We start from the raw sequence: 21,361 nt of genomic DNA, 5'->3' as shown, positions 1-21,361 counted from the left end.
TCTTGTGCGAGGTAAGCGCATCCAAATTCCTCAGGCATATGCCTTGTATAGGCCTGAAAGGGGCGCTACATTGGCCTATGCAATGCATAGGCCGAAGGAGCACATCATGCGTACCGTATCGATTTTCATGAATGGCAGGAATCAAGCAGTCCGGCTGCCGCAGGACATGGCTTTTGAAGGCATCGGCGAGCTTGAAATCTCCAAGGAGGGTGACGTCATCACCCTGCGGCCTGCTCGGCCTTCCTGGACGTCTCTGGCGGAACTGCCTAAGGCTGACGCTGACTTCCTGCAGGAGCGCACGGCAGTGGCCAGTGATGAAGGCAGGTTCACTCTGTGACCACCTACATGCTCGATACCTGCATTTGCTCGTTCATCATGCGGGAGCATCCAGACGCCGTGATCAGGCGCCTTGTTGCTGAGGTCGAGCGCGGTAACCGCATTGTGATTTCGGCCATCACCTACTCAGAAATGCGTTTCGGCCAGATCGGCAAGAAGGCCTCACCCAAGCACAAGGTTCTGGTGGACGAGTTCGTTCGGCGATTGGATGCGGTGATCGCCTGGGATTTGCGCGCGGTCGATGCGACGGTTGAGATCATGCGCCAGCTCAATGCGGCGGGTACACCGATCGGGTCGAACGATACCGCTATTGCTGGGCATGCAATCGCTATCGGCTGCACCCTAGTGACCAACAATGTGCGTGAGTTCAGCCGGGTCCCCGGCCTCGTGTACGAAGACTGGGTTTGATAGGTGCGACGTAACGCAAATGGCGATTAATGATGATGGTGGGGCCAACTCATCCTACCAGGGCTACGATTACCAGAAGCTGGTCACCGTCTGGGTGGCTCTGAGGCTAATGTTCGGGCCAGATGCGAGCACAGACCGCGTCACGGTCGAGCCCGCTTCCCACGACGACATCAAAGCCGATCTCGGCGTATCACCCGAAGCGGCCGAGGGCAATCTGACCGTCGCAGCAGCCGGCGAGCTGCACGTCCAAATCAAGTTCAAGGGCGCGGGAGCCTGGAGCCCGAAGGATTTTGCGGGCGTGGTCAATGACAAGCCGGCCCAGGGCACCAGAGGGCCCAAGCCGCGGGCGCGGGCCAAGGCCCTGATGCTTGCCGATGAAAAGCGCCGCTATGTCTTCATAACCAACGCCAGCGTCGATGGATCCCTGGCTGCGGGACGGGTCAACAGTCCCGAACAGCCGTCCGATCCCACATTCACGCCCGCGAACCTCGACCTCAATGTCGGGGAGGATCTCGCCGGGCGGTTCGCCCTGATCGAGGGCATGACGCTGGACGCGACCCGACAGAAGATCGGCCAGATCCTCATGGAAACGCTGCATGTGCCAAGCCAAGGCCTCGACGGGTGCGTCGAGCGCCTTAAGAGGGCGGTCGAAGACCGTTTCCTCGCAGTCCGCGCGCCCTTACACCGAAACGACGTCGAGAAGATCGCCGAGGCGTTCGGTGGTCTGCCGCATGCCAATCCTCAGCTGGCATTCTACGTCCCGCCTGCCAATTTCGACTCTGCTGAAAAGCGCCTGGACGAGTTTGGCGCAGTGCTGCTGATCGGCCCCTCCGGCTACGGCAAGAGCCTGACCGCCGACCAGTTGGCCTACGATCGGCGTCAAGCCGACCCGCCCTACAAAATCGTCCGACGCGAAGACGGCCTGGGCGCCATCCAGGAAGCCTGCGCGGCGCCAGGTCGTGTCCTGTTCCACCTCGAGGACCCCTGGGGCCAGTCCGGTCTCAGGAAGGATGAAGCGGGCGAGTGGACCACGCGCATCAGCGCCCTAATGCAGCAGAAGGCGCCCGACAAGCTATTCGTGATCACTTCGCGCAGCGAGATATATCGCGCGGCGCTCAGCGCTTCGCCGGGCCCGCTCTGGAGCGACCGGGCGGTCATCATTGACGACATCGCTTACGATGAGGCGGCGCGGCGCCAGATTTTGCATGGAAAACTCAAAGGCCAGGGCAGCTGGCGGCAGGATCTAGCACACCAGCACCAGAAGCGGCTGCTGCGGGATCTTAAATCGCCGCTGGAACTGATCAGCTTCGCCCGTGAGCTCATTGCCGTCACCAACCCACTCGATGCTAACGTGGACGTCTTGGTCGATCGGGCGCTCAGCGATAGCCGGCTTCAGGTGGTACGCGACCAGATCAACGCTTATGGCGATCGGGGGGAGCGGGGGGCGGCCGTGCTCTGGGCTCTGCTGCGGTTTTCGCGTGGCATGCTGCACAGCGACTTGGCCGATCTCCGCCGCGAGGTCGACAAGGAGAGAGAAGTCGACATCGGGCTCGATGATTTCGCCGCACACCTCGCCCAGACTCAGCTCACTAAAGATGGCCGCGGGGCCTACGTCGCCCACGCCAAAGTGATTGAGGCGATGGAGGTGGTCGCTCGCGCTAACTTTCGGGGGACAGAGGACGCCCTTAACGCATCGGCCCGCGCGGCCTTGCGCCTAGCGGCGGCGAAGGGCTCGGCCTGGATATCCGTCGTTGAGCGTCTGGTGACGGGCGCGCGGTCGCTTAAGGACGCAGGGGTCGAGCTCCGGGAGGAGGTCATCGAAGCCTTCGATAAGATCTTGATCGATCAGCTCCTCACAGCCGTCGACGAACCCAGCGCCTTTCGCACGGCCTGGCGCAACGCCGTCGGGCGGCTCAGCTCGTGCCAACCGATCGGGCGATTGGTCGGTTGGCTTGAATACGGCGGGCCTAGGCCTAAAGGGTTCGAACAATTCGCATGGCAGCCACCCAAGGTGTCCCAGTCCGAGCGCGAGGCCCTACTGATGGCCGATCCGAAGCTCCGCATCCTGATGGGCTTTATCGCACATCAACTGCCGTGGACCCACATTGATTACGACGCCGACAAGCTGAAGGCCTGGTTGACTCCCTTCAAGGTCAACTTCGCCGAAGCGTTTCTGGCCGCCGGCGAAGTGGTGGCGCAGGCGGCCGAATTTGTAATGTGCGCCGACGCTATCGCTGACTGCGCGTTATCCGGCTCAAATCCTCCCTACGATGCCGTTTGGTCACAGATCGAGACGATGCAGGCGATTGTCGACGACATGCTCGCTGATGCGAAGGAGGACCTTCGCCAGGCGTGGCAGGGCGAACTGGATTACGCGCATGGCCTCCGTATTCAGGAGCGGACGGAGGTGGAGGGACCCTCGGCCAATCAACTCGCAAGAGGCTATGTCCGCGCCCGACGCCGCCAAGATGGTCATGGCTGGATCGCGGGCCACCCACGGCAGGACATTATCCTACCGCTCTGGGCCGAGGTCATGAAATTGAATCCGCCCGAGGTCACCATTACCGAGCTAGACGCTTTCTTCACCGCCGCTGGAGAGGACGACCGTCTGCAAGCCGCAGGGCTCAGCGTCATCGCTGAGCGCCGCCTTGAGTTTGGCCGCGACCGAGTTTTCACCGCCCTGACCACGGGTGCGCCAAAGGCGGTCGAAGCGGCGGTTCGCGCGTTGTCGTTTCTTGAAGGCGACGACGAAGGTAGGCCTGACCGCCCCGCTGCCCAAACCATTTTGGTGGATCTGTTGCCTACCCTCCCGGCGACGCGAGTTGCGATGCTGGCCTCGAAAATCATCAACGATGAGTCTGGAGGGTGGAAGAAAAGGCTGGCGCAGCAGGTCCTGGACTCCACATCGCCCGAGACTGCGGCCGCTGCTCATCTTGCGATCGCCTGTGAACTCGGCGCAGACAAAGAGACGCTTCTGGACTGCTATCGCGCGCTCCTTCCCGGTCAAGCCGAGACCCTAATGGATGAGGGCCCGCGTAACCTAGCCCGGCTCCTGTTGCAGCTATCTGGAGAGGAGCATCTCGACATTCAGCAGCTCGCCGAACAGTGGGCGCGCTCCGACGACGAGGACGACGCCCAGGCGGCGGTACGGGCGCTCGCGGAACTTGGAACGCCTGAGGCACGGGCCGCGATCGTCAATGCGCTTACCCACGCACATTTCGAGGTCCGGCGAACTGCGCTGAACGTGCTGGCTCCCAGATCTGATACGGCTGAAAAGACGGCCATACTCGACCGTGTCGCCGACAGCAGCGCGCTGGTACGCGAGGCTCTGGCCCAGGTGATCGGCCAACAGGCATGGCCCGAGGCCCTCGACGTCCTGGTGTCGCTCCTGGGCGACCGTCGTAACTATTGCCGGCATCCCGAACACCAGCGGCGCGACGAGCCAGCATATCAGGTCGCCCGCACGGCTGCCGAAGCCTTGGCCCGGTACGACACGTTGCCGCCCCAAGTGCTTGATCAGATCACCACCTTCCTGGCCGACGACACTGGGGCCATCGACGTCGTGCTGCACGCGATGCTGCTCGATCTCTTGACTTGCCCGGACCATCCCACAGCCTGGACTACGTTTGAGCGAGGGCTTACCGACGTCCACGTCGTCGGGAACGCGGACGAAAACCTCTATCCACTACGGTACGCAGCCGCCTGGGCGATAGCGGATCGGATTAGTCAGCATCCACTCGAGCGCGACCTCGTTCCCTGGGAGGCAGTCACGGCTGCCGCAGATCACTTCGACGCCCAGCTCGCAGCGCCGCTTCTGCTGGCGCTCGGCACTCAGCTGAACGTCGACAGCGACGCCGCTACCCTCGAAGCGCTTCGGGGACCGAACGCCTCAGATGTCCGAACGGCCCTCGCTCTGTCGATGATTGACGACCATGAAGCCGCCGCCGACATGGCGCGCAGGCACGGTCTCCTAGCTGCCGACCACCCGTTTCTCAATCAAGCCGACGATCTGTCGGCCGGAGACACGGAGCTGTCGCGATGGCCGCTGTCGACCCGGGCTCGGGAGTGGCTTGACGGCCTAAGGAAGGGCGCGGACGTCGAGGCTACTCTGCTATGGATGATGGCCCGCCGCACCGGCATCGACTTCGGGGTCTCCAAGTTCATACCGCGGGCGCTGCGTCGCAATACCTCCGTCCCGATTACCACCTTCGCTGAGATGTTCGGAATGGAGTGAGTGGTTTGAAAGGCCTCCAGGGATGGGGCCTTCACAATTCCCCTCGTCCTGACTTGGCTCGCCGATTATGTGCTGCAGGCGAACCAAATATATACCACCCCTGCACATACCCCTCACCTCAACCCTCTGCACCCCCTCCACCCGAGCTCCCCTCTCTATCCGCCCGCGCCCCGCGCGCGATAGAAGGAAAAGCAGGAAGGGAGCGAGCTACTAGCCCCATATTTGAACTGACGTCCACCTCAGCGCGGCAGAAGGGAAGGGGAATATAGTGAGAAAAAAGCCTTGCTCATTTCGTCTACTGCGACATTGACAAATTTCTACCGCGCTCTGCTATTTTGTGCCGCTGAGCACTACTTTACGCACTACAAACCTAATCTACTTGAGCTATTGAGCACCGTTACTGCCGTTGACTGCCAATGGCGGCAGCAGATAAGACGAAGGTGGAAACTTTAGTAGAAAGCGTGTCTGCCCTTCTGAACATTCCACGCATGCCCCACCTCCATGATAAGCCATGATCGCGCGTACGATCGCCAGCCCCAACCCATTGCCGGCGGTATGGCGGTCACTGCCACGGTAGAAGCGCTCGAAGAGCCTGGGCAGCTCCTCGGTAGCGATCGGGGGGCCTTGGTTGGTAACCGCCACGCACCCGACGCCGTCTTCTCGCCTAAACAACGTCACCGTCACCTCAGTCCCGGGATAAGCATGTCGAATGGCGTTCGATAGCACGTTCGAGATGGCACGCTGGATCATTAGCGTGTCGCCCTCGACCAGCAGCTGCCCCTCGACGGCCAGCTCGAGTTCGCGCGCCTCGGCATAGGCTTCGAACAGGCTGCAGACCCTGAGCGCCTCGTGCTCGACAGCCACCTTGCCCAATGAACTCAGCGGTTCGTGACTGTCCAGGCGGGCCAGCAGCAGCATGTCCGTGACGATTCGGCTCAGGCGATCCAACTCGTCCAGGGATTCCTCCAGGGCCTGTTGATACGCGGTCTCGTCACGCTTCCGGCTGAGTATCATCTGCGTACGCCCAATGAGGATCCCGAGCGGCGTACGCAACTCGTGGGCAACGTCGTCGGCGAAGCGGTCGAGCAACTGCACCCCGGCGTTGAGGCGCTCCAGCATGGTATTCAGCGCAGTGGCCAGCTCAGCCACTTCTGCAGGCAGGTTGGTGTCGTCGACCCGCAAGGTGAGCTGTCGGGTAGTGATCGACCGTGCGGTACGGCGGAAGCGCCGCAAGGGTGCAAGGCCCTGATAGCCCGTCCACCACGCTGCGGCGCCGATCAGCAGCAGCAGAATCGGCAGACTGATTAGGGCCGCGCGGAGGAAGGCGTCCAGGAGGAAGCTGTCGTTGCTGCGATCCTGGCTCAGCAGTAGCTGCAGTGGCGGTAGCCCTGGAATGGTCAGGTTGGCTCGGGCAGTCAAAAGGTCATGACCGTCATCGGAGTGCCAGGCCAAGGTCTGGGCATCCGGCCAGCGTTCTGGCCGGAGCTCGTCGGCATAGGCATGGGAGCCCAGCCCGTACAGGGGAGTGTCCCCGGTGGCCGACAGCACCGTGACTGACAGCTCCTCGTGGCCGAGCAGCGTATCAGCCAAGCTGTGCTGCCAGGGCGCCTTGGGATCCGTGGGACGCTCTTCCAGGCTGTGCTGGATCTGACCCAATTTGGCTTGCAGCTGGTCGGCAGCGCGCCTGCCCAGCTCTCGATCCAGAACGCTGTACACCATGACGACCAGCAGGATGGCCAACAGCAAGCCCACGCCCGTGACCATCAGCCCCAGGCGCAGGGCCAGGCTCATGGGCCTCACGAACGACGCTCCATCACGTAGCCAACGCCTCTTACGGTATGGATAAGGGCTTCCCCGAAGGGCTCATCGACCTTCATCCGCAAGCGTCGAATCGCAACCTCCACCACGTTGGTGTCGCAGTCGAAATTCATGTCCCAGACCCGCGAGATGATCTCGGTGCGGGAGAGCACTTCGCCCTGGCGCTGCATGAGCAGATGAAGCAGCGCAAATTCCTTGCTGGTCAGGTCGATGCGTTGGTCGCCGCGAAAGGCCCGATGGCGAAAGGGATGCAGTTCGAGGTCGGCCAGTTGCAGGGTCTCGCTGAGCACTCGCGTCTCGCCGCGCCTGAGCAGCGCGCGGATGCGGGCGAGCAACTCCGGAAATTCGAAAGGCTTGGTCAGATAGTCGTCAGCGCCGGCGTCCAGTCCACGGACGCGTTCGCTGGTGCGGCTCTGCCCCGTCAGCAGCATCACCCGGGTCTGCTTGCGTCGGCGCAGCAATTCCAGGACTTCCAGGCCATCCATCGTCGGCAGATTGATGTCCAGCAGGATCAGGTCGTAGTCCTGCTGGAGGGCCAGATGCAAGCCATCGATTCCGGTCGCGGCCCGATCGACCACATAGCCATTCTCCGTGAGGCCCTGCTGCAGATAATCCGCAGCCCGGGCTTCGTCTTCCACTATCAGTAAGCGCATCGTCGGTGTCGGTCGTGTCGAGAGGGCGACGCAGGCTGCAGCCTGTAGCCAGTAGAGGGTCAAGCGACCAAGCCTGCCGCTATCCTTGCCCGGCGGCAACTTCCTTGCAGCTTTGTAATGTTGGTGTCACCGGAGCGATAGGTGGCGCTCCCTAGAGTCGGCTTCGCTATCGAGCGTCGCTCCCTTCGAGCGTCGCGCCTTCTGCACAGGAGCCGCTGTCGTGCCGCTATTCTTTTCTTGTCGACATCCCGCCCTATGGCACCTGATGGTGCTGGGGCTGGGCCTGCTGCTCGCCGGCGGATCGGCCCAGGCCTCAGCGCTGACCCTGGAGCAGGCGCTGGCCCAGGCCCTGCGCGACAATCCCGACTACCTGGCGGCCCGCCAGGAGACCGCCGCGGCCGCAGGTGCACGGCAGCAGGCAGGCCTCCTGCCCAACCCGGAACTCGCCTTCGAGGTCGAGGACACTCGCTCTGCCAGTCAGACCCGTAGCATCACGCTCACCCAGCCCTTTGAGCTGGGCGGCAAGCGCGCCGCACGGGTGGCGGTGGCCGAGGCCAACGCTGGCGTGGTCGACGCGGACCTCGAGGCGCGCCGTTATGCCCTCCGTGCGGACATCATCCAGGGCTTTTACGAGTTGCTCTTGGCAGAAGAAGCGGTGCGGCTCGCCAAGCAATCGCAGGCGCTGGCCCAGCGCAGCCTGGACAGCTCGGGGGCGCAGATTCGAGCGGGCAAGCTTTCACCGGTATCGGGTACCCGCGCGGAGGTGGAACAGGTCACCCAGCGGCTGGAGCTGAGACGCGCACTGCAGCAGCGTGACAACGCGCGGGTAAGTCTTGCCCGCCAACTGGGTGTCTCAGTGATCGAACTCGGTGAGCCGGTCGGTGACCTGGATCGTCTGCCCGAACCTCCCGGCGAAGCCCGGCTGCTGCAGGCGATCCGCCAGACACCGGCGATGCTCAAGGCGCGGCAGCAGGTAGCCGCCGGGGATGCCGACGTCGATCTGCAGCGCAGCCAGCGCTATCCGGACGTGCGGGTGAGCCTGGGCAGCCAATACGACGAGCTCGAGGGGGAGCGGGTGAATCTGGTGGGCTTCTCGCTCCCGCTACCGCTCTTCGATCGCAACCAGGGCAACCTGCTCGCCGCCTCCAGCCGCGCCGACCAGGCCCGGGATCTACAGCGAGCGACCGAGCTGCAGATTCAGGCCGAGACCCTTCAGGCGCTGCGCGACTGGCGTAGCGCGGCAGCGGACGTCGACGACTTGCGCAACCGGGTGATGCCGGCGGGCCAGCGCACGGTCGATGACCTCACGCGCGGCTTCTCGCTGGGACGTTTCGCCCAGTTGGATGTGCTGGAAGCCCAGCGCGCCCTCATTGCGGCGCGGGGGCAGTACCTGCTCGCCCAGCGGGCGCAGATCGCTGCCTGGGCTCGCCTCGAACGCCTCCATGGCCCGCTCTTCACCTCCCCATGACGCTACAGATCCCGGTAACGAACCGGGTGCGGAGTTCTTGCATGACCATGATTTCATTCAGGCCGAGACTGCTGCGGCCGCTGCTGATCGCGGTAATCGGCAGTGGGCTGCCGTTCGGTACGCTGCAGGCGGGTGCCGGCCACGACCATCCCGAATCCGCTGCACCCCCGGCGAAGGCGGCCGCTGCCAAGGCGGTAACGGCCCCGTCGCACGCGGCTCTGGCCGCAGAAAAGGACGGCCAGGCAGCAGACGAGGGCGCCCATGGCGAGGGCGAAGAGACGCATGCCGAAGGCGAGATCGAGCTGAGCGCGGAGCAGATTCGCGCGGCCGGTATCGAGACCCAGGTGGTCACACCGGTCAGCGTGGGCGCGTCCTTGAGTCTCCCCGGAGAAATTCGCTTCGATGAGGATCGTACCGCTCACGTGGTGTCTCGCACCCCCGGCATCGTCGAGGAGGTGAAGGCCAATCTCGGGGACCGGGTGCGCAAGGGACAGGTGCTGGCGGTCATCGCCAGCGAGCAGCTGTCCGAGGTGCGCAGCGAGTTGGCGACCGCACAGCAGCGTTTGCAGCTGGCGCGCACCCTCTATGCCCGCGAGCAGAGCCTCTGGCAGGAGCGGATCAGTGCTGAGCAGGATCTGCTGCAGGCGCGGCAGACGCTGCAGGAAGCCGAGATCGCCGTCCGCAACGCCCGCCAGAAAGCTCAGGCTCTGGGTGGCGCGGCCTCCGCTCAGGGCGGTAGTCGCTATGAGTTGCGCGCACCCTTCGACGGCGTGGTGGTGGAGAAGCACCTGGTCCTCGGCGAGCGAGTGGACGAAGCCAGCAACCTGTTCACGCTCACCGACCTGTCCCGCGTGTGGGCGACGTTCGCCGTTCCGGCGCGTGACCTCGATCGAGTGACCGTTGGCCGACAGGTGGAGGTGGTTGCAGGAGAGCTGGACAGTCGCACCGAGGGCACCGTGGCGCATGTCGGCAATCTGCTGGGCGAGCAGACCCGGGCGGCGACCGCCCGCGTCACCCTGGCCAATCCGGCCGGCGCCTGGCGCCCGGGTCTGTTCGTCACGGTACGGCTCGCTGACGAGCGCAAGGCCAAGGTACTCGGCGTGCCCAGTGGCGCCGTGCATGTCGTGGAGGATCGCCCCGTGGTGTTCGTCCGGACGGCGGACGGATTTCAGGCGACCCCCGTGGTCACCGGGGTGCGGGACGGTGAGCGCACCGAGATTCGTCAGGGCTTGAGCGCCGGCCAGGTAGTGGCCGACCGCGGCAGCTTCATTCTCAAGTCGGAACTGGGCAAGGGCTCGGCCGAGCACTCCCACTAAGGGCGCATCATGTTCGAACGTATTCTTCGCTTCGCCATCGAGCAGCGCTGGCTGGTGCTGCTCGCCACGCTCGGCATCGCCGCCCTGGGGATCTACAGCTATCGCCACCTGCCCATCGATGCGGTGCCGGACATCACCAACGTCCAGGTACAGATCAACGCGGAAGTACCGGGCGCTTCGCCGCTGGAGGTCGAACAGCGGGTTACCTATCCGCTGGAAACGGCCATGGCCGGCCTGCCCGGGCTGGAGCGGACCCGGTCGTTGTCGCGCTCGGGCTTTGCTCAGATCAGCGTCATTTTCGCCGATGGGACGGATCTGTTCTTCGCTCGCCAGCAGGTGAGCGAGCGCCTCCAGGGGGCGCGCGAAGCCCTGCCGGAGGGCGTGGAGGTCAATCTGGGGCCGCTGTCCACCGGGCTCGGGGAAATCTTCCTCTGGACAGTGAAGGCCGCGCCTCAGGCGCGCCGGGCTGACGGCGAAGCCTATACGCTCACCGATCTGCGCGAGATCCAGGACTGGATCGTCAAACCCCAGTTGCGTACCGTACCCGGGGTGGCGGAAGTCAACACCATTGGCGGCTACGCCAAGGAGTATCAGATCGCGCCCGATCCCAAGCGCCTGGCCGGCTATCGCATCACCCTGGAACAACTGGCGGTGGCGCTGGAGCGGAACAACGCCAATGTCGGCGCCGGTTTCATCGAGCGCGCCGGGGAGCAGCTGGTGATTCGGGTACCGGGGCAGCTCGCCTCCGTCGAGGACATCGCCACCATCGTGCTGGCGACGGTGGACGGTACCCCGGTACGGGTCCGGGATGTGGCCACGGTCGGGGTAGGGCAGGAGTTGCGGTCCGGGGCGGCTACCGAGAATGGCGAAGAGGCGGTGCTCGGCACCGTCTTCATGCGGGTGGGCGAGAACAGCCGCGAGGTGGCCCTGGCGGTGGCTGGGCGCCTGGCGCAGATCAACCGCAACCTGCCGGAAGGCGTGCAGGCGGTCGCCGTGTACGACCGCACCACGCTGGTGGACAAGGCGATCGCCACGGTACGCAAGAATCTGGTGGAGGGTGCGCTGCTGGTCATCGCCGTGCTCTTCGTCTTCCTCGGCAATCTGCGCGCGGCGCTGATCACCGCGCTGGTGATCCCGCTGTCGATGCTCTTCACCTTCAGCGGCATGGCCGCGAATCGGGTCAGCGCCAACCTGATGAGTCTGGGTGCGCTCGACTTCGGCATCATCGTCGATGGCGCCGTGGTGATCGTGGAGAATGCCATTCGCCGGCTGGCTCATGCCCAGGAACGGCACGGTCGGGTACTCGATCGAAGGGAGCGCTTCCAGGAAGTGTTCGCCGCCGCCCGCGAGGCGCGCAGACCGCTGATCTTCGGGCAGCTGATCATCATGGTGGTCTATCTGCCGGTGTTCGCCCTGACGGGTGTGGAAGGCAAGATGTTCCATCCCATGGCCTTTACCGTGGTGATCGCCTTGCTGGGTGCCATGCTGCTGTCCATCACCTTCGTCCCGGCGGCCGTGGCGCTGTTCGTCACGGGTCGCGTGCAGGAAAAGGACAATCGACTGATGAGCGCGGCGCGGCGCGGCTATGCCGTCGCGTTGGATGCAGCCATGCGTCGGCGGCCACTGGTGTTCGCCGGCGCTGGCCTGAGCGTGGTGCTGACGGTGCTGCTGGCGCTGCGCCTGGGCAGTGAATTCGTACCTAGCTTGAGCGAGGGTGATTTCGCGCTGCAGGCGCTCAGGGTGCCCGGTACCGGCCTGGGGCAATCGGTGGACATGCAGCAACGCCTGGAGCGCTCCATCCTGGATCAGGTACCCGAGGTGGAGCGGGTATTCGCGAGGACCGGGACCGCGGAGATCGCCGCAGATCCGATGCCGCCGAACATCTCCGACAGCTACGTGATGCTCAAGCCGCAGGCACAGTGGCCTGATCCAGGCAAGTCCCGCGAGCAGCTGATGGCCGAGCTGGAAGCAGCGGCGGCGCGTGTACCCGGTAGCAATTACGAGTTGTCGCAACCGATCCAGCTGAGATTCAACGAGCTGATTTCCGGCGTGCGCAGCGATGTGGCGGTCAAGGTCTTCGGCGACGACATGGCGGTGCTGAACAAGACCGCTGCGGAGATTGCCAGGGTGTTGCAGAAGGTCACCGGCGCCGCCGAGGTGAAGGTGGAGCAGACCGGGGGGTTGCCGCTGCTGAGCGTGCAGATCGATCGTGAGCGAGCCGCGCGTTATGGCCTCAATGTCGGTGACATCCAGGATGTGATTGCCACGGCGCTCGGCGGACGCAAGGCCGGCACGCTTTTCGAGGGTGATCGCCGCTTCGATCTGATGATCCGCCTCCCGGAAACGCTGCGCAGCGATCCGGCGGTGCTGGCGCGCCTGCCCATTCCATTGCCAGCGGTGGAAGGCCGCGTCGAGTTCATTCCCCTGGCCGATGTGGCGCGCCTGGAAACGGTGCTGGGGCCGAATCAGATCAGCCGTGAAGACGGCAAGCGCCTGGTGATCGTCAGTGCCAATGTTCGCGATCGGGACCTGGGTAGCTTCGTGGCGGATGCCACCGCCGCCATTACGGACCAGGTACGGATTCCCGCAGGCTACTGGACCAGTTGGGGTGGCCAATTCGAGCAGTTGCAGGCTGCCGCCGCCCGCCTGCAACTCGTGGTGCCGGTGGCCTTGCTGCTGGTGTTCGTGCTGCTGTTCATGATGTTCGGCAATCTGCGCGACGGCCTCGTGGTCTTTACCGGTATTCCCTTCGCCTTGACGGGCGGAGTGCTGGCGTTGTGGTTGCGGGACATTCCCCTGTCGATCTCGGCAGGCGTGGGTTTCATCGCGCTGTCGGGCGTCGCGGTGCTCAATGGCCTGGTGATGATCTCCTTCATCCGTGGCCTGCTGGAGGAGGGCAAGCCGCTGGACATCGCCGTGCGCGAGGGGGCGCTGGTCCGCCTGCGGCCGGTGCTGATGACTGCGCTGGTGGCCTCGCTGGGCTTCATTCCCATGGCCCTGGCGACGGGCACCGGCGCAGAGGTACAACGGCCGCTGGCGACCGTGGTGATCGGCGGCATCCTGTCTTCCACCGCCCTGACGTTGCTGGTCCTGCCCGCGCTCTACCACAGTGTCCTGCGCCGTCGCGAACAGCCCGGGGAAGGATGACAGGATTGTAATGCGCGGCTCATCCTGGCGTTAGCCGCGCCCCTCTAGAGTGGCTCTCATACCCACACTGCACCCTAGAAGGAGAAACACCATGACGTTCCTTAAAACTGCCCTGTTTGCCGCCACCCTCGTTGTTGCGAACCTCAGCTATGCCGCAGACGGCAGCGAGCGCTCGATCTCGCACAACGAAAATTTTCGAGAGCGCCAAGCGGCGCTCCAGCAGCATCGAGAGACGCATGAGATGGTGGCGGAGGAGGTCAATCAGTCAGGTAAGCAAGATACAATTAAAAAGACCGACTAATTTTAACAGCCAAAATTGGCATTTTGTCGCTTGTGGCTTTTTAGGCTCTGACTGAGGGTATGGTAAGTTTTTAAGCAGAAGTACCGTACTCGAATGCCTAGGCTCAAGGACAGGCAGGGTGGCCAACTAGATAGCGCTAGGGACATACGAGCATGAGAGGCACAGTGTTGCAGCTGATCAAGAATGCTAAACGGCAAGGAAGCATCTCCGATCTCACTTCGTTCCGTCCGTCTGGTTGGTCAATAGGCCCCAACGTACTGACCTGCTAGTGCCGCGCTCGCGTCGTATTAATTAGGACATAGAAGCACCCATCGAAGTGTAGCGTCAGATTTTTGATATCTGCCGCGGCTTGAGCCGCGTGAAGACACGAAGCAGATCTCCATCATCACAAGGGGGGCGATGCGCATAAAAATTCGATTGTACAGGCTTGGCGAACCAAAAATTTTAATCGACATGAGTAGCGGCAGTTAGGCACCGGCTGCATCGATGGCGCCGATGTGAATCGGCCCCGCTTTCCTAGACACTCTCCAAGCTCTGGAAATAGCGTTTCTCAAACTCTATGGCGATAGCTGCCTAGCGCTGCCGTGCCATCGTTTAGGGTTATAAGACATCTCGATGTAATCGTACACATTACTACGGGCTTCTTCGCGGGTGCCGTAGGTTTCTCGTCGGATGCGTTGGCGCTTCAGCAACTGGAAAAAGCTTTCCTCCACCGCGTTGTCGTGGCAGTTGCCGCGTCGACTCATGCTGCTGATCAGGCTGTTGGCCTTGAGGAAAATCTGCCAGTCCGAACTGCTGAACTGGCTGCCAAGGTCAGAGTGAATCATCACTTCCTGCTTGGGCTTGCGCCGCCACACCGCCATTAGCAACGCATCAATGGCCAAGTCGCTGCACATCTGTGGTTTCATCGACCAGCCAATTACCTGGCGTGAAAGCAGATCCAGCACCACCGCCAAGTACAACCAACCCTCATAGGTACGGATGTAGATGATGTCGGTGACCCAGACTTTGTTCGGTTCACCGACGTCGAACTGCCGCTCCAGGCGATTGGGCGAGGCCACCGTCGGCCTGCCGCCGTAGTAGCCGGGGCGCTGACGATAGCCGGTCTGCGAGCGCAGCCCTTCTTCCCGTATCAGGCGAGCCACACAGTGCCGGCAACAGGACTCCCCCAGCTCACGCAGATCGTTGTGGACCCTGCGGTAGCCGTAAACTCCACCGTTTTCCAACCAGGCATGCTTGATCAATCCGCGCAGGAGCTGATCTTCCTTGGCGCGTACGGATTTCGGCTCGGCCAGCCTGGCGTAGTAACCGCTGGGATGCACCTGGAGCGTCTGGCAGAGACGTCGCACCGGGTACTCCACCGACAGCTAGCTGATGAAGGCCTACTCCAGCCGGACTCCTTGGCAAAGTACGCGGCGGCCTTTTAAAAATGTCTCGCTCTTCGGTCACCCGCTTGAGTTCGGCGCGCAAACGACGCAATTCGGCATGCTGATCGTCTTTTTGCTGCCGCTGTTCTTAGGGCTTGCCGTAGCGCATGATCCAGGCATACAGGCTATGCACCGACATGCCCAACCGCGCCGCTACCTCAGTAACGGGGAGGCCACGCTCGGTCACTAGCTTGACCGCTTCGATTTTGAATTCTTCGGGGTAACGTTGGTCGCTAATAGCACCTCCTAATGGGCGTCATTATGAAGCTTGGAGGTGTCTACGAAACTAGAGGCGATTCAGTTGGGCGATAGGTTAACTATCATAGCTGCGCGGCTATTCCCAGAAATTAGACCCAAAAAAAGGGTGCCAATTGGCACCCTAAGACGTACACCCTAACCAAAGGAGAACAAAGATGTACGTAAATAAATTTCAATTAAAGCAGGGAGAGGGGGTATTCGGTAATGATCCTGATTTCATCTAGGTCTGACTCAAACTTGCTTGCGCGCGTGGTAGCTTGTCTCAACCGGAATGATAGATCTTTCGCAGGTCCGCTCTGCACTACATAGCGCGCCTCTATATCACGCTCCCAGCGATGTTGGTTTTGTAATGGTAGACCATTCTCGTCACGCCGCATATATACGGAGTTTGCGTTCGAGTAGTCCGCATTCCAGCCCTTCCCATATCGGGCCATCAGAGTTAGCCCAGGAATCCCATACTGCGCAAGGTTTATATCATAGCGTAAAAGAACTGACTGCTCTTTCGGGGAGTTGAAGTCACTATACTGAATGGAGTTGTTAAGGTAAATTGAGTCAGATTGTCTCAGGTAGTCGAAATCGTTGTCCCCGTTGTTTTGCTGGTAGCTCATGGTTATAGAGTGCGCACCCGCTACAATGCCACTGCTAACACTCCAGATATTTGTGGAAAACTCCCCAAGAAACTTTCTACCGTCGTCGACCGATCTATAGAAGTTTAACCCCGCTGTTAGAGCTAGATTATCGTTAATAGGATAGCTGGCGATGGATCCAAAATAGTATTGGCGCCAGGAATTATCTAACTTGCTTGTATAGAGGCTGCTTGTGAGGTACTCATTTATCTTGTACTCACCGCCGAGGTAAGAAAGGTAAGACGACTTCACTTGACCAGCATAGAAGGTTACAAAATCACTTCCCGTCTCGCTTTGCTGCGGCTGGCTCATGGCGTGTAAACGCCCGCCATTAATAGTTATGGCGTCGAAGCTGTTGTTCGTTGCGGTAATGCCTTTAAAGCTTTGTGGAAGTAGGCGTGAGTCGCCAAAATGCACAACAGGTGTAGTAGGGAATACGTCGCCAAGCTTTACCTCAGTATCTAAGAATTTCAACTTTACGGCGCCAAGTAATTTGGAGTACTCGGTCGTGGGATCACCGTTCGCGTCTGCGGGAAGCAAGTTAACGCTACCGCCCTGGCCCGTTCGGCCCCTTCCGCTGTCTAAACGTAGGCCAAGAAGCCCAACTGCGTCTACCCCAACGCCTACGGTACCTTGTGTATATCCTGATCTATAAAAGGCTAATAGACCATGCGCCCAAGTTTCAGAGTAGCCGTTGCCTGCAGAGTTTGCTTGGCCCTTTCTAAAATCCCTATTGAAGTAATAGTTCCGATTCATAATTGAAAGTGAGCTATCTTCTAAGAAGCCTCCAGAGTTTTCTGAAGCTGAATTCGCACTCACTACCTGCGGTATAAAAATAAATGGAATTATTAAGGTCTTTATAACGTTGGTTTGCAAGACGGTGCTCCTTTGGGGTGAGGCAGGTCGATACTGATGTATTTTTTGTTAGTCCTGTGATTTTCAAAGAGTAATCCTTTCAGGACGATTGCTGCTAAATTACAATTTTGTAATCTTAATATCGAGTTCTCATTCATAACAGTTTTGTAATTGCAACGTCATTCTCTCGATATGCGTTCTAGGTAAAGTAAGGTCAAGGTTTTGGATTTCGACTAACTCAAATGATAGAGGTGCCGTTGTGAGATATAAACAGGCGGTCTTAGGTTCTTTGCTTATTTTTTCTTCTTTTGTCTCGGCGGCTAACGTTGCTAGTAGTCGCTATCCAAGCATTCCCGCTGATGCCGAGCGTGTAAATCGTTTACTTAGTAGTGGGGCCGATGGGAGGGTTCGGGTGCCATTCAAGTCTGAAAGGTTTCATGTTGTTGATGCGCGGTTTCAGGATAATACGAATTAGATATTTAAAAAGTTGAGGTCATTGATTCGTTGACGGCTACAGCCAGTTTTGCTGGCTGTGCCTCTGGTTATTAATTAGCCTGTCGAAGGCTGATAATCTTGTAAATTCTCCCTCAACTTAACCTAGAGTCAGTTGAAGTGGTTTGGTTTTCAGAGTTAAAACCTAAGGGCTTAAATTATGATTTTAGCAAAAATGGCTTTTGTAACGCTCCTTTTTTCCGTATCTAGCTTGCTGTACGCTGCTGATGGCGCAGAGCGGTCGATACAACGAAACGAGCAATTCCGCGCGGACCAAGGTAGGGTTGATAGAGATCGTGCTTATCATCGAGCATTAACAGAAAAAGAGAATACAAAGCTTGACAAAAAAACTGATAATTGAGTGGCTTCGGTTATCAATCTGCACATCTTTTGATTCTTCGGAGGCAGATGAAATAGGGTGTCTAAAGATTGCCTATTAGCTGATACTGATCCATCGTCTCGATCATACTATGGGTACGGTCATCGGACTAATGTCGGCATTTTCTATAAGTATCACATGCTCAGTACGGTCTCTTAAAGTTGTATAGATAGCTGTGGCATGTATTCAGAAAGCTATGAAGTAGCATCGAATAGCTGGTGACTATGTGATACGAGTGTCGCTTGAGATTAAGTTATACTGACACTATGGCTTTAATATAAGAGGTTTAGATAGGTGTAATAAAGTTAATCGAGAACGCTGGCAGCACCAGCAAGGCGGCACGGGTATTGAGCGTAAGCCAGCCCGCTGTCAGCCAGGCGATTCGCAAGTTAGAAACAGCGACTACGTCAACACTTAACCTTGAAGGCCGCTTAATGACTGCTCTTGGCTGGGCGTCGGGTGGCGAGGCATACAAGTAGGCATACACGGTTGCTGATAAGCTGAGCTGGATCTGATGGTTCCAAGGTCTTTTCTTTTCGTGGAAGGAACCGAATCTTTGTTAGAACGTGGCTGCTTGCGGTCTATTCGAGTGACAGCCATTGCTTCTGTGGTCCACAACGACTAAAGACAAATTTTAATAATTAATTAAGTTTATTATAAGCTAGAGAATTTCTGTGTGACTCTTTGGTGGCTTAATTTGAAATGAGCGTCGGGAGTAACTCCGCAGTATGATTGCTGATTAATAAGAATTTGCTAAATATCACAATCCTCATTGTCTGTTATGGTCATTCAATTTTACAGGGCTTACGTGTTTGTGGGGATTAATGCTCTGAGCTTTCTCATTACTTCATCGCGTTCCGCCTCACTTCCATCCTTGAACTTTTGTAGTTGCTCGAATAGTGCGTAGTCTGATAATGCTTCAGGCTCAAACCCGAATTTTCTGGTGTATCTGTTAAGCTTACAGATGCCGATTGTAAACCAGCCCTTGTCAGTTTTGTCGGAGTAAAGCTTGTTTCGATGTACCTTTATATGCTCGTCGTATTCGTCTATCGACGGATGAACAATTTTGAAACGCTCAGAGGATTTTGGATAATTTGTAGCATCCCCGTTAAGAGTTTCCGTTTCTTCCTCGTTTAGAATGGCTTTATCATTTTTTGCAAGATTGCAGTCTGCGCAGATAACACATGGATTTTTGGGTTCAAATAGAAACGCTACATGCTTCGATTTTGGCAATATGTGCTCCACAGTCGCGTTTCCTGCGGCAGTTACGGACAAAGTTCCCTTGCAGTAAGGACATACTCCTTTCTGCTCAAGACGGTAAAATTCACGGACTTTACTGCGTAACTTCATTAGCTCATCTTTAGACCAGTCTTTATGGTTGTGTCCCTCTTGTGCGACTAAATCGCTAATTATCTGTTTATCCTCATCGTCTAAAATATAATGGTTATTTATCAGTGGCATAGTATTGGCACACATCCACAACAGTGTTGATCAGCTCAAAATTTGGATCCGCTGCTTCCAGTTTGCGCTGCATTGTCTGTAGCTTTCTCATCTCGGCTTTTATCTGGTCGGATATGGTTTTTTCCGATCTGATTTTTGTGAGCAATGAAAACGCTAATCTGGTGATGTACTCGTTCATTATCCCAGGTGCGTCAAAAAGCTCTGCCAGCTGATAATCTGCGGATTTTTCTAGGTAATCATTTGATCGATGGAGTTTGTTTTCGTCAATCACTGTTATGAAGCAGTTTTCGGCAGAAAGTCGAGAAACAATCTGGGGTGAATGCGTTGCTATTATGAAATGGCACTCTTTGTATTGAGAGAAAACAGTCGTTAGAGTTTTTATGAACTGTTCCTGCCAAGCTGGATGTAAGCTGATCTCCGGCTCATCTATTAATATCAAGGATCGATGTTCGATCTGTCCGGCAATGCCTAGTGTCATTACGAGCATGCATTGTTCGCCGGAGCTGGCCCTTCTTAGGGACAATTCTCGAGTGTCACCGGGCTCGTGTTCTTTCCAGATTTTTAAATCAAAAAGTTTTACTATGTTGTGATTTAGCAAAGTTAGCACAGCCATAGCGAAATGCTTGTCAATAAATCCTTCTCGGTATCTGCTTATATAGTCAAAGTCTAGTTTGAATAGGCTGTCTCTCTTGGTGTCCAGCCTTTCCATTGTGTAATTCAGAGCATGTGCTATGTCGTTTTTTATCTCTTGCGGTAAAGATCTAAAGTTTTCAAATATGCGATCTTCAAGTATTTCTTCAAAACTATCGTCTATTGCGTTGCCACGGGTGTCCGTAAGCAATATCCCTACATCTTCGTAGTCGACAAAGTATCTTTGATCCGGGTTTTCGGGATCCTTTATAGCAATTTTTCTGTTTATGTTTAATTTGAAAACAAAGCTTAGTTTTGCCTCAATTTTCAATAGTCTGAATATTTCGTTTAAATTTTCGTGTCTCTCAGACTCTAGATACTTGTTTATTAGTCCTTTGGTGGCTGATGACATCAAGGCCATGGCATTCGTCGCATACATGCCGGAGCTGCGCATGCCAATATAAGAATATATTGAGCGGAAGCTAGTAGTTTTGCTCCTGGGTACGCTGGGGAATTTATCAAAAGGGCTAGTTGATACGGCCAAAATCTTTGATGGAATAAAGTCATTGGCACGAAAAAAATAAGTGCTTTTCTCGTCAATCATTTTTGAGTAATTAGAGACGATTTCGCTTAAGAGTCTGCTTTTTCCTGTACCATTTCTTCCAATAATAATTGAAAAGCAGTTTTCATCTTCAAATAGGCTCTTCTCTGCTAGCGGTATAAACCTATCTTCAAAGGGGAATTCGATGATGCGTCCCATTCTGATTCCTTGCTATGCCAATATTAGGGCCGTTGGTACCTCTCGATAACTGTTAGGTCTATCCTAGATAGCTGCCTATACGGTTGCTTCATCGAGGCGCTCATCATCGTGCAGATTGAATCCGCTTTGGTGAGCGGCGACGGAAAATCCCATGGTGGTGCAGGGTTTTGCAGGTTTTTCGTTGCCTATCAAACAATAGTCTAAGCCACGTCCCATGTGGAAACGTTCGTCCTGCAGGGGTGCAGAAAAACCGACACATTTAGCCCGCAGGTGTGGCGGGAGGACAACAGCGCGCGCCAGGTGATAAGGCTGTGGTGGCCGGTGGCGTTCACCTGGGAACGCAACGCTTGTCGGCCGCCGTCAGGGCACCGCCAAACCCTCTGCTTTCGAGACGCCAGCCAAGGATTCGATGATCCGGCATTCCGATATGGTCCCGCCGTGGCAGCACGCCAATAGACGTTGCAATTCGCCCTCTAGGGCTTGCAGGTCGGCAAGGCGCTGCCGCACCTGTCGTAGGTGTTCTGCAACCAGACTATCCACGGCATCGCAAGGCGCCTGCTGCCGATCCGCCAGGCCGAGTAGCTCACGGACTTCTTCAAGGCTGAAGCCCAGGGTGCGGGCACGTCTGACGAAGAGCAGCCGATCCCGTTCGGCCGGGCCGTACAGCCGGTAGCCAGATGCTGAGCGCATCGAGGTCGGCAGCAAGCCTTCTTTTTCGTAGTAGCGGATGGTGACGGTCTTGGTATCCGTGGCCTTCGCTAGCTGACCGATGGTGTAGGCAGAAGCGTTCAT

The 21,361-nt window shown here is 58.0% G+C and carries 14 protein-coding genes and 1 pseudogene; 8 read left to right on the top strand and 7 right to left on the bottom strand.

Features of this window, described 5'->3' with window-relative positions:
- Positions 1 to 106 precede the first annotated feature (106 nt).
- The 3 genes from vapB to NRG74_RS22625 are packed head-to-tail and all read left to right on the top strand — an operon-like array spanning position 107 to position 4,978.
- Positions 107 to 337, top strand: a complete 231-nt coding sequence (gene vapB / locus NRG74_RS22635; protein WP_007162476.1) for a type II toxin-antitoxin system VapB family antitoxin — start codon at positions 107 to 109, stop codon at positions 335 to 337.
- Entirely contained in the window at positions 334 to 744 is a 411-nt protein-coding gene (locus NRG74_RS22630; RefSeq protein WP_068383192.1) for a type II toxin-antitoxin system VapC family toxin, read from the top strand. The genes vapB and NRG74_RS22630 overlap by 4 nt, the downstream gene beginning before the upstream one ends.
- 19 nt (positions 745 to 763) lie before the next feature.
- Entirely contained in the window at positions 764 to 4,978 is a 4,215-nt protein-coding gene (locus NRG74_RS22625) for a HEAT repeat domain-containing protein (RefSeq protein WP_257706636.1), read from the top strand.
- Positions 4,979 to 5,362: 384 nt separating this feature from the next.
- On the opposite strand, the gene NRG74_RS22620 is transcribed toward NRG74_RS22625, so the two are convergent.
- A complete protein-coding gene (locus tag NRG74_RS22620; protein WP_169854974.1) occupies positions 5,363 to 6,769 on the bottom strand; it encodes a heavy metal sensor histidine kinase in 1,407 nt (468 codons plus the stop codon).
- A 5-nt stretch (positions 6,770 to 6,774) separates the two neighbouring features.
- Entirely contained in the window at positions 6,775 to 7,449 is a 675-nt protein-coding gene (locus NRG74_RS22615; RefSeq protein WP_026083573.1) for a heavy metal response regulator transcription factor, read from the bottom strand.
- Between the two features lie 220 nt (positions 7,450 to 7,669).
- On the opposite strand from NRG74_RS22615, the gene NRG74_RS22610 reads away from it, so the two are divergent.
- The 4 genes from NRG74_RS22610 to NRG74_RS22595 all read left to right on the top strand — a co-directional run bounded on the left by NRG74_RS22610 (position 7,670) and on the right by NRG74_RS22595 (position 13,681).
- Positions 7,670 to 8,917, top strand: coding sequence for a TolC family protein (locus NRG74_RS22610; RefSeq protein ID WP_231357402.1), 1,248 nt, complete (start codon positions 7,670 to 7,672; stop codon positions 8,915 to 8,917).
- Positions 8,918 to 8,958: 41 nt separating this feature from the next.
- Positions 8,959 to 10,233, top strand: a complete 1,275-nt coding sequence (locus tag NRG74_RS22605; RefSeq protein ID WP_017638793.1) for an efflux RND transporter periplasmic adaptor subunit — start codon at positions 8,959 to 8,961, stop codon at positions 10,231 to 10,233.
- A 9-nt stretch (positions 10,234 to 10,242) separates the two neighbouring features.
- The gene (locus NRG74_RS22600; protein WP_017638792.1) at positions 10,243 to 13,380 is read left to right on the top strand and encodes a CusA/CzcA family heavy metal efflux RND transporter; all 3,138 of its coding nucleotides are present in this window, start codon (positions 10,243 to 10,245) and stop codon (positions 13,378 to 13,380) included.
- 91 nt (positions 13,381 to 13,471) lie between these two features.
- Complete coding sequence (locus NRG74_RS22595; RefSeq protein WP_017638791.1) at positions 13,472 to 13,681, top strand: hypothetical protein; 210 nt, start codon at positions 13,472 to 13,474, stop codon at positions 13,679 to 13,681.
- A 516-nt stretch (positions 13,682 to 14,197) separates the two neighbouring features.
- On the opposite strand, the pseudogene NRG74_RS22590 reads toward NRG74_RS22595, so the two are convergent.
- Both NRG74_RS22590 and NRG74_RS22585 read right to left on the bottom strand, forming a co-directional pair.
- Positions 14,198 to 15,346 (bottom strand): annotated as a pseudogene (locus NRG74_RS22590) (IS3 family transposase).
- 196 nt (positions 15,347 to 15,542) lie between these two features.
- Positions 15,543 to 16,838 (bottom strand): OprD family porin, encoded by a 1,296-nt coding sequence (locus NRG74_RS22585; protein WP_231357420.1) that lies wholly within the window; start codon positions 16,836 to 16,838, stop codon positions 15,543 to 15,545.
- Positions 16,839 to 18,008: 1,170 nt separating this feature from the next.
- Between NRG74_RS22585 and NRG74_RS22580 the strand changes: the two genes are divergently transcribed.
- On the top strand, positions 18,009 to 18,197 hold the full coding sequence (locus NRG74_RS22580) for a LysR family transcriptional regulator (RefSeq protein ID WP_081348011.1): 189 nt from the start codon (positions 18,009 to 18,011) through the stop codon (positions 18,195 to 18,197).
- Between the two features lie 325 nt (positions 18,198 to 18,522).
- On the opposite strand, the gene NRG74_RS22575 is transcribed toward NRG74_RS22580, so the two are convergent.
- The 3 genes from NRG74_RS22575 to NRG74_RS22565 all read right to left on the bottom strand — a co-directional run.
- Positions 18,523 to 19,179, bottom strand: coding sequence for an HNH endonuclease (locus NRG74_RS22575; RefSeq protein WP_257706635.1), 657 nt, complete (start codon positions 19,177 to 19,179; stop codon positions 18,523 to 18,525).
- Complete coding sequence (locus NRG74_RS22570) at positions 19,163 to 20,569, bottom strand: AAA family ATPase (protein ID WP_143008583.1); 1,407 nt, start codon at positions 20,567 to 20,569, stop codon at positions 19,163 to 19,165. The genes NRG74_RS22575 and NRG74_RS22570 overlap by 17 nt, the downstream gene beginning before the upstream one ends.
- A gap of 360 nt (positions 20,570 to 20,929) precedes the next feature.
- Positions 20,930 to 21,361: MerR family transcriptional regulator (locus NRG74_RS22565; RefSeq protein WP_017638776.1), on the bottom strand; the 432-nt coding region annotated here is incomplete at its 5' end.

The sequence above is a fragment of the Pseudomonas oryzihabitans genome (genome assembly GCF_024652905.1).
GTDB lineage: Bacteria > Pseudomonadota > Gammaproteobacteria > Pseudomonadales > Pseudomonadaceae > Chryseomonas > Chryseomonas benzopyrenica.
Note: the sequence above shows the minus strand (reverse complement) of the source record. Positions and strands in the feature narration are given on the sequence as shown.